Source organism: Burkholderiales bacterium (assembly GCA_013695435.1).
Classification (GTDB): domain Bacteria; phylum Pseudomonadota; class Gammaproteobacteria; order Burkholderiales; family JACMKV01; genus JACMKV01.
Genome location: JACDAM010000192.1, coordinates 1 through 8,157, shown reverse-complemented (window position 1 = coordinate 8,157; position 8,157 = coordinate 1). Strand labels below are relative to the sequence as shown.

Genomic DNA, 8,157 nt, shown 5'->3' with positions numbered 1-8,157 from the left:
ACCGACTACCGATGCGCGCTTATCTCGATCTCCTGCAGCACCTGCTCGACCACGGCATCCGCAAGGACGACCGCACCGGCACCGGCACGCTGAGCGTGTTCGGGCATCAGATGCGTTTTGATCTCTCTGCGGGATTTCCGCTGCTGACGACCAAGAAAGTCCATTTGAAATCGATCATCCATGAGCTGCTTTGGTTCCTGCGCGGCGAGACCAACACGAAATATCTGACCGACCACGGCGTCAGCATCTGGAACGAATGGGCCGACGAGCGCGGTGAACTCGGCCCGGTGTATGGCAAGCAATGGCGCTCATGGCCGACCGCCGATGGACGCGGGATCGATCAGTTCAGCAACGTGCTCGCGCAGATCGACAGCAATCCCGATTCGCGGCGGCTGATCGTCAGCGCGTGGAACGTCGGCGAACTGGACAAGATGGCACTGGTGCCGTGCCACGCATTCTTTCAATTTTATGTTGCGCCCGCTAGCGGCGCCGGACCGCGCCGGCTGTCGTGCCAACTGTATCAGCGCAGCGCCGATTTGTTTCTCGGAGTGCCGTTCAACATCGCATCGTATGCCTTGCTGACCTTGATGGTCGCACAGGTGTGCGAGCTTGCACCCGGCGATTTCGTGCACACGTTCGGCGACGCGCACCTGTATCTGAACCACATCGGACAGGCGCGCGAGCAATTGCGCCGCGAACCGCGGCCGCTGCCGCGTATGCAGTTGAGTCCGGCCGTTCGCAACATTTTCGATTTTCGCTACGACGATTTCACGCTGACGGGCTACGATCCGCATCCGGCAATCAGGGCGCCGGTTGCGATATGAGCGCGGCCGATTTGTCGGCAGCCACGGATTCACGCGGCGCTTCGCGCGCTGCGCGCATCTCGCTGGTTGTGGCGATGGCGCGCAATCGCGTGATCGGCCGCGACAACGCGATTCCCTGGCGGCTGCCGTCGGAATTGCGGCACTTTAAATCCCTGACCATGGGACATCACATCGTGATGGGACGCAGAACCTACGAGTCGATTGGCCGCTTGCTGCCCGGGCGCACGACGGTCATCGTGACGCGTGATCGACAATATCGGGCTGCCGGCGCAAAGATCGCCCACTCATTCGCCGACGCGATCGCGCAATGCGAGGCGGACGATGAAATTTTCGTGATCGGCGGCGCCGAGCTGTTCAAGGCCGCGCTGCCGATTGCTGATCGCATCCATCTGACCGTGATCGATGCCGAGATTCCCGGCGACACCCTGATGCCCGAATTCGATTTCGCGGATTGGAAACAAACCTCGACGCGGCGCTACGCCGCCGACGAAAAGAATCCCTACGACTACACGCTCACGGTCTTCGACCGGCTTCAAATCCGCTAACCATCGACAGCAAGCACCGATTCGCTTTTCGCGTGCTTGTAGAAAAAGCTGACCATCTCCCTTGAGGCATCCGGACCTTGCGGATCGGTATAGGAGCCTGCGCGGCTGCCGCCCGACCAGGCATGGCCGGCGCCGTGCACCAGCCAGCGCTCCATGATTTCCTGTCCATTGACATCGTGATAAACCGAGCGCGAGTAAGCGCGGCCATCAGGCACTTGGCCCTGGCTTAACGTCACCCGCGGCTTGGCCAGAAAATCCGATGCGGCTCGCTCGACCATTTGCGCAAGCACTTGATCGCCGTTGCGCGGATGGACGGTGTTGTCGCTATCGCCGTGGAAAACAATTGTCGGGACAATGCGATTGCGCGCTTTAGCAGAAAACCCGTCACCCGCTTGCTGGGTGCCGGCGGCGCCGCTGCGCATGGCGGCGAATGCCGAGGGCATATCGCGCGCGGCGCCGTGGGCGAGGCCGGAGTGCACGCCGACGGCGGCGTAAAGATCAGGATACTCGGCTGCCATGGTCGCCGCCATGGCGCCGCCGGCCGACATTCCGGTTATGTAAACGCGCCGTGCATCGAGGCGATAATCGCGCACGACTTGCTGGGTGATTCCGGCGATGATCGACGGCTCGCCGCGGTCGCGCTGCTGATCGTTTGTTTGAAACCAGTTCCAGCATTTGTTCTGATTAGCCGAAGCCGCCTGCGCCGGATAGGCGACCAGAAACAGTTCCTCCTCGGCGAGCGCGTTGAGTCGCGTGCCGGCGGCGGCATCGTCCGGGTTCTGGGTGCATCCATGCAGCATGACGATCAGCGGCAAAGCCTGGCCGCGATAACCGCCTGGAATGTACAACTTGTAGTCGCGGGTTCCGGCGCGGTTGGTGTATGAGCCGTCGATAAACTGCCCGGAATCAACCTCGGTGCGCGGCCGCGCCGGAATACCGTCAGCACGGTCGATGAGCGGTCGATCGCCGCCTTGGCGAAAACGCAGGAGGCTGTGCAGACGTTCCGGCCATTTCATTTTGCCCGTTGAATGGGCATCGGTAGGTGCGGCGGAAACGACCTCGCTTCGATCCACCGCCGTCTCGTTAACGGGCGATGTCATATCAGCGGACGGTGCGCGGGATGATGTTCCGGCAACGGTGCTGCGCGCACGATCCTTCTCGCTGGTTGCGGCCTCTGGGCGCGGCACCTCTTCGACGACCGCGCAGTCGCCCTCGATTACGCTGTCGTTTTCGCGATCGGCGCCGTGAGAATCGCGCGTCGTCAGCCTTTCCAGCGTGCGCCGAATCAGCGCCGTCGCCTCCATCAGGGCGCCAGCGCGGGTAAGACGGGTGGCTTCCGCGATAGCGGGTGACATGTCTTCGTTCTTTAGTTGGTTCATTTGTATTCCTTTGTATAAAGGTTATCGAATCGCGTTATCGAATCCGGTCGGCGAGCGCCACTTTGACTTCCGCGCTGGTATGAAAGGCGCCGAGCACGACGACCGAGTCTATGGTGGCGCGCGCCAATTCGGCGGAAACGTCGTCAGCGATGGTCGCCAGCCCCAGCACCTGAATTTGCAGCTTCTGGCCGGACGCGCGCAGCGCTTCCAAATCGTTGCGCGTGTAGTGCTGAAGGCCGAGCACCAGCGTTTTCCGCGCGACCATTTGCTTGACCGTATCGGCGTGCGCGGTCAACTGATTGCGAATGGCCGTGCGTATGAAATCGGTGCGATTGGAATAAAAGGCTTCCTGTACCAGCAAATCGATCTGGCCAAGATCGATGTAGCCGAGATTGATCGTGATCTTTTCGAGTTCGCCTGCCATTGTCTGCCACTCCATCCATTCGCCATCTGTCTAACATCTGTATGGATGGTACACCTTCATTATCAGATACGCAAGGTCGAGAAAATCGCGAAAGTCCCACACCGGTTACTCATCGCGCAACCGCCTACGAGCCGCGGGTTTTCGGCGCTAAGACGCGAGCACTGGGAGTACACCTAGATTAAGCTGATCGCGCATCCGTCTAATGAAAGGCATCGAAACCAATGCGCGACATCATTCTGATCACTGGCGGCAGCGGCGGCATAGGCGCGGCAACCGCATTCCTGGCAGCGCGGCGTGGCTATACCGTCTGCATCAACTATTTGCGCAATCGCGGCGCCGCCGAAGCGCTTGTCGAGCAAATTCGCCGCGACGGCGGCGACGCGATTGCGATTGGCGCCGACATCAGCCTCGAAGCCGACGTACAGCGCCTTTTCGAAACCATAGACGAATCGCTCGGCCGCATTACCGCGTTGGTCAACAACGCCGGCATTCTGGAAGCGCAGATGCGCGTCGAGGAAATGGACGCCGATCGTTTGCGGCGCATATTCGCGACGAATGTGATCGGAAGCTTTTTGTGCGCGCGGCAAGCTGTGCGCCGCATGTCGGCAAAGCATGGCGGCGCGGGCGGCGCGATCGTCAACGTGTCATCGGCCGCCTCGCGCATCGGCGCGCCCGGCGAGTATGTCGATTACGCGGCTTCCAAGGGCGCGATCGATACGATGACGGTTGGATTGGCCAGGGAAGTTGCAGCCGAAGGCATACGCGTCAACGCTGTTCGACCCGGCCTGATTTACACCGATATCCACGCCAGCGGCGGCGAACCGCAGCGGATCGATCGCCTCAAGGACAGCATACCGATGCGGCGCGGCGGGTGGCCTGACGAGGTGGCCAATGCGATTCTCTGGCTGCTGTCGGACCAGGCGTCCTACGTCAACGGCGCGATCGTCGATGTGACCGGCGGAAGATAGAGCATGGTTGCGCTTCGGTGTGCAGCGCCCGACTTACAGCACCAGACGCTTGCGCAACCACGCGCTCACCGCATCGACGATCGCGACCAGCACCAGCATCGCGAGAATAATCGTGCACGCCTGCTGCTGCTGAAACAGGCTCAGCGAAAAATACAGCATCTGGCCGAGGCCGCCGGCGCCGACGAAGCCTAGCACCGCAGCCATGCGGATGTTGTACTCCCAGCGGTAGAGCGCGTAGGCGACGAACTGCGGTATCGCCGCGGGCAGCGTCCCGTAGATGAAAGCCGCCGATGCGGGGCTGCCGGCATCGGACAAGGCAAGCTGCGGCTCGCGCGGCGTGTTTTCCAGCGTCTCGGCGAACAGGCGTCCGAGCACGCCGGCCGTGTGCACTGCGAGGGCGAGCGTACCGGCAAACGGCCCGAGCCCGGCGGCGAGCACCATGATCGCCGCCCATACCAGTTCGGGCACGGCGCGCAGAAAATTCAGAACCAGTTTCGATGCGGCGCGCACAACTGCGCCGAAATAGCCGGCCGCCGGCAGCGCGAGAAACACTCCGGCAAGCGCCGCGAGCGCCGTACCGATCGCCGAAATCGCCAGCGTTTCCGCCATGCCCCGGGCGGCGCGTACGAGATAATCGGCGCTCAAGTCGGGCGGAAAAAATGACGCCGCGTATTGCGTCATACGGGTTGCTTCCTTGATCGTGAATAATTGGCTGAGGTCGAGTGCCAGGTAATGGAAGCTCAGCCAGGTGACGGCAACGAGGCCGAGCGCGGTCGACCAGTAAAAGGCTGCCACGTCAGACCGCTCTCATGTCAGCGCTCTGCGCAGCAGCGCGCTGACGGCATCCGCCAGCAGAACGAGCAGCAAAAATGTCAGCAATATCGTGCTCGCCTCGCCGCCATTCAGCAGGCGCATCGACAATTCCATCTGCTGGCCGAGGCCGCCGGCGCCGACGAAGCCCATCACGACCGAGGCGCGGATCGCGCATTCCCAGCGATAGATCGTGTAAGACACGAGCTCGGGCAGCGCGCCCGGCAGAATCCCGTAGAAAAACGAGCCGAGCCGGCCGCTGCCGGATTCGAGCAGCACGCGCGCCGGCTGCACATCGCCCGATTCGAAAATTTCCGAGTAGATTTTGCCGAGCATGCCGCTGTAGGTGATCGCGATAGCGAGTACACCGGCGGCGGGCCCGAGCCCGACCGCGCGCACGAACAGTAAGGCCCAGACGATTTCCGGAATGCCGCGCAACACCATCAGCACGAACCGCACGAGCGTTCGCAACAGATTGCCCGCGCCGCGTCCCGGACCGGGACCGATGCGCGAGATCGAAAGGCTGCGCGCGACGATCAGCGCCAGCGGCAATGCGAACGCGATGGCCAGCGCCATGCCAGCCGTTGCCAGCGCCAGCGTTTCCAGCGTCGATTTCGCGATCAACCGCAGGAATTCCGGCGAAAAATTCGGCGGCAGGAAGGTGCCGAGGAAATGACCGATGGTCTGCCGGTTTTGCGGATCGAACAACACGGCAGGACTGAATTCGGTCCATATCACGCCCGGCCATAACAGCAGCAAAACAACGACGGCCGCCAGCGCGCGCCGCCCAGCGGCCGGATCTCGCAGACTTTCTTGCGACCGTTTACCGGTAACAGTCGTCGTCATCAGCCGGGTTTCGAAAGCTGGCGAGCTGTTTGAGAAACGTTGCGAGCACAGCGCGACGTGCGTGCATTAAGCGCCGCTTCCCCACCCCAGCCCTCCCCAGCAAGTAGGGAGGGAGGACAACGCAGCGTCAATAACAGATCGGATGACGCTTGATGCCGGGGGCATCGATGGCAAGCGGCCGGTTATCCTGCGTTGGCACCGCGGCGAATTCGGACGCATACAGATCGCGCAGCATGTCGTCATGGACTCGCACCGGCGGCAGATCGAACACGATCTGACCGGCTTTGACGCCGACAATGCGCGGAAACCAGCGCAGCGCGAGATCGACAGCGTGCAGGCTCGCGATCAGGGTGATTTTGCGCGATGCCGCTTCGCTGTGCAGTTCGCCTACGACGCGGTCGGACAGCGCCGGGTCCATCGACGAGACGGGTTCGTCGGCCAGGATGAGGTCGGGCTGCTGGTACAGGATGCGTGCGATCGCGACTCGCTGACGCTGGCCGCCGGACAGACGATCGCAGCGTTCGAACAAGCGTTCGCCGAGATCGAGCCGCGCCAGCGCGGCTTTCGCGCCCGCACTATCCAACGGATAAACCAAAGATGCCAATGCCTTCCAGGTTGGCCAGCGTCCGAGCCGACCGGCAAGCACCGCGGTGACAGCGCGCTGGCGTGGCGGCAGCGGCGGCGCCTGGTGAATTGTGCCGATGCGCGCGCGCAGTCTGCGCAGCGCTTTTCGCTTCAGCCGCCACGGATCCTGGCCGAGCAGGCTGACCTCTCCGCCGGTCGGGCGCAGCGAGGTCGTCAGGATGCGCAGCAGACTGGTCTTGCCGGCGCCGGACGGGCCGATGATGGCGACGCGCTCGCCGCTTTTCAATTCCAGACTGATGTCGTGCAGCGCGCGGTTGCCGCCGATATGGATGAGGCTGACGTTGTTGAGCGTGAGGCTCACGAACGGTCGCCGTCGCGGTTGGATTATTTCAACAACCCCGCCGAACGCGCTGCATTCTCTATCCCTTTGTAATTCTCAGGCTTGGTCGGGATGAAACGCGTTGCGCGCTGCAGATCGAGTATCGCCTTGTGGGCGGGGTCGGCCGGATCGAGATTCAGAAACGCGGCGGTGATTTTCTTGACCAGCGCCGGATCGAGATCGCCGCGCACCGTCCAGTTGTAGTCGTAGTACGGCGGCGTCGTCGCGATCACTTTGACCTGTTTCGGATCGGCCTTGCCGGATTCGATGAGCTTGTCCCAAACCGATGCGTTCAGCACGCCGGCCTCGGCCTTGCCCGATGCAACCCAGGCGACGGTGGCGTCGTGCGCGCCGGAAAAAGCGACGCGCTTGAAATCCTTTTCGGGTTCGATGCCAGCCTCCTGCAGAAAATAGCGCGGCATCAAATGACCCGAAGTCGACGAAACCGAACCGAATGCGAACGTTTTGCCTTTCAGGTCTTTCAGATCCTTGACATCGCTATTTGCCGGGACAATGAATTTGCTGGTGAATTTTTCGTCTTCGACGCGTTGTGCGACAGGAATTGCGTTGCCGGTCTTCAGCCGCGTCTGCACGAAAGTGAATCCGCCGAGCCACGCCAGATCGATCTTGCCTGCCGCGAGGCCTTCGACGACCGCGGCGTAGTCGGTCACCGGCGTCCATTCGATTTTCATGCCGGTCTCTTTCTCCAGATACTCGCCGAGCGGTTTGAATTTGCGCAGAAGCTCGGTCGGCGATTCATCGGGAATCGCCGAGACGCGCAGCACCTCGGCGGCAAAACCTGGCGCCGACACAAAGGAAAGCGCGAAAGCGGCGGCTATTAGTATCATTCGGGACAAGCGTGGCATGTTTCCTCCGGTGGGGTACGATAGGCTATTCCGCCGCCCGGCGCAAAAAATCGCGCGGCCGGAAACCGAGCAAACCCAGCGTGCCGAGGTAGGTCGCCGCACCCAGTGCAATGACGCCGCTCAGGCGCAATCCGCGCTCGACCGCAGTGCCGCCAAGCCAGCTCTGATCGCTGCCCGCGCTGAACCACAGCACCACGCTCATCGCGATCAGCGCGATCGTCACTTTCATCGCATACATTCGCCAACCGGGCTGCGGCCGATAAATATTGTGCTTGCGCAGCTTGTGATACAACAAACCGGCATTGGTGCAAGCGCCGAGGCCGATCGCAAGCGCCAGGCAGGCGTGCTGCAATGGCCAGATGAAAATCAGATTCATCGCCTGCGTCACGGCCAGCGTCACGAGCGCGATCTTGACCGGCGTCTTGATGTTCTGCCGCGCATAAAAACCGGGCGCGAGTATTTTCACCAGGATCATGCCGATCAAGCCGAGGCTGTAGGCGAGCAGCGCCTGACGCGTCATCCAGACGTCCT

10 protein-coding genes are annotated in these 8,157 nt (G+C 62.0%); 3 read left to right on the top strand and 7 right to left on the bottom strand.

Translation table 11 applies throughout. From position 1 onward, the window contains the following. Positions 1-11: 11 nt before the first annotated feature. Both H0V78_09870 and H0V78_09865 read left to right on the top strand, forming a co-directional pair. Entirely contained in the window at positions 12-824 is an 813-nt protein-coding gene (locus H0V78_09870) for a thymidylate synthase (protein MBA2352065.1), read from the top strand. Continuing rightward, entirely contained in the window at positions 821-1,369 is a 549-nt protein-coding gene (locus H0V78_09865; protein ID MBA2352064.1) for a dihydrofolate reductase, read from the top strand. Before H0V78_09870 ends, H0V78_09865 begins: the two co-directional genes overlap by 4 nt. On the opposite strand, the gene H0V78_09860 is transcribed toward H0V78_09865, so the two are convergent. Then, positions 1,366-2,748, bottom strand: coding sequence for a PHB depolymerase family esterase (locus tag H0V78_09860; GenBank protein MBA2352063.1), 1,383 nt, complete (start codon positions 2,746-2,748; stop codon positions 1,366-1,368). The two genes, H0V78_09865 and H0V78_09860, sit on opposite strands and share 4 nt — an antisense overlap. Positions 2,749-2,782: 34 nt before the next feature. After that, the gene (locus tag H0V78_09855) at positions 2,783-3,187 is read right to left on the bottom strand and encodes a CopG family transcriptional regulator (protein ID MBA2352062.1); all 405 of its coding nucleotides are present in this window, start codon (positions 3,185-3,187) and stop codon (positions 2,783-2,785) included. Between the two features lie 206 nt (positions 3,188-3,393). Here H0V78_09855 and H0V78_09850 point away from each other — a divergent pair, with 206 nt between their 5' ends. Next, the gene (locus H0V78_09850; GenBank protein MBA2352061.1) at positions 3,394-4,140 is read left to right on the top strand and encodes an SDR family oxidoreductase; all 747 of its coding nucleotides are present in this window, start codon (positions 3,394-3,396) and stop codon (positions 4,138-4,140) included. A 33-nt stretch (positions 4,141-4,173) separates the two neighbouring features. On the opposite strand, the gene phnE is transcribed toward H0V78_09850, so the two are convergent. From phnE to H0V78_09825, 5 genes are all read right to left on the bottom strand, one after another. After that, positions 4,174-4,935 carry a phosphonate ABC transporter, permease protein PhnE gene (gene phnE, locus H0V78_09845; GenBank protein MBA2352060.1) on the bottom strand — a complete coding sequence of 254 codons (762 nt, stop codon included), beginning with the start codon at positions 4,933-4,935 and terminating at the stop codon, positions 4,174-4,176. A 12-nt stretch (positions 4,936-4,947) separates the two neighbouring features. After that, positions 4,948-5,796, bottom strand: coding sequence for an ABC transporter permease subunit (locus H0V78_09840; GenBank protein MBA2352059.1), 849 nt, complete (start codon positions 5,794-5,796; stop codon positions 4,948-4,950). Between the two features lie 127 nt (positions 5,797-5,923). Beyond that, on the bottom strand, positions 5,924-6,742 hold the full coding sequence (locus H0V78_09835; protein MBA2352058.1) for an ATP-binding cassette domain-containing protein: 819 nt from the start codon (positions 6,740-6,742) through the stop codon (positions 5,924-5,926). A 23-nt stretch (positions 6,743-6,765) separates the two neighbouring features. Then, positions 6,766-7,626, bottom strand: coding sequence for a putative selenate ABC transporter substrate-binding protein (locus H0V78_09830; protein MBA2352057.1), 861 nt, complete (start codon positions 7,624-7,626; stop codon positions 6,766-6,768). A gap of 25 nt (positions 7,627-7,651) precedes the next feature. After that, a partial coding sequence (locus tag H0V78_09825; GenBank protein ID MBA2352056.1) for a polysaccharide biosynthesis C-terminal domain-containing protein occupies positions 7,652-8,157 on the bottom strand: 506 nt, incomplete at its 5' end.

Bases quoted from the DNA above. Each gene is read 5' to 3' on its own strand.
- H0V78_09870 (MBA2352065.1), top strand. From the start codon at position 12: ATGCGCGCTTATCTCGATCTCCTGCAGCACCTGCTCGACCACGGCATC.
- H0V78_09865 (MBA2352064.1), top strand. From the start codon at position 821: ATGAGCGCGGCCGATTTGTCGGCAGCCACGGATTCACGCGGCGCTTCG.
- H0V78_09860 (MBA2352063.1), bottom strand. From the start codon at position 2,748: ATGAACCAACTAAAGAACGAAGACATGTCACCCGCTATCGCGGAAGCC.
- H0V78_09855 (MBA2352062.1), bottom strand. From the start codon at position 3,187: ATGGAGTGGCAGACAATGGCAGGCGAACTCGAAAAGATCACGATCAAT.
- H0V78_09850 (MBA2352061.1), top strand. From the start codon at position 3,394: ATGCGCGACATCATTCTGATCACTGGCGGCAGCGGCGGCATAGGCGCG.
- H0V78_09840 (MBA2352059.1), bottom strand. From the start codon at position 5,796: ATGACGACGACTGTTACCGGTAAACGGTCGCAAGAAAGTCTGCGAGAT.
- H0V78_09830 (MBA2352057.1), bottom strand. From the start codon at position 7,626: ATGCCACGCTTGTCCCGAATGATACTAATAGCCGCCGCTTTCGCGCTT.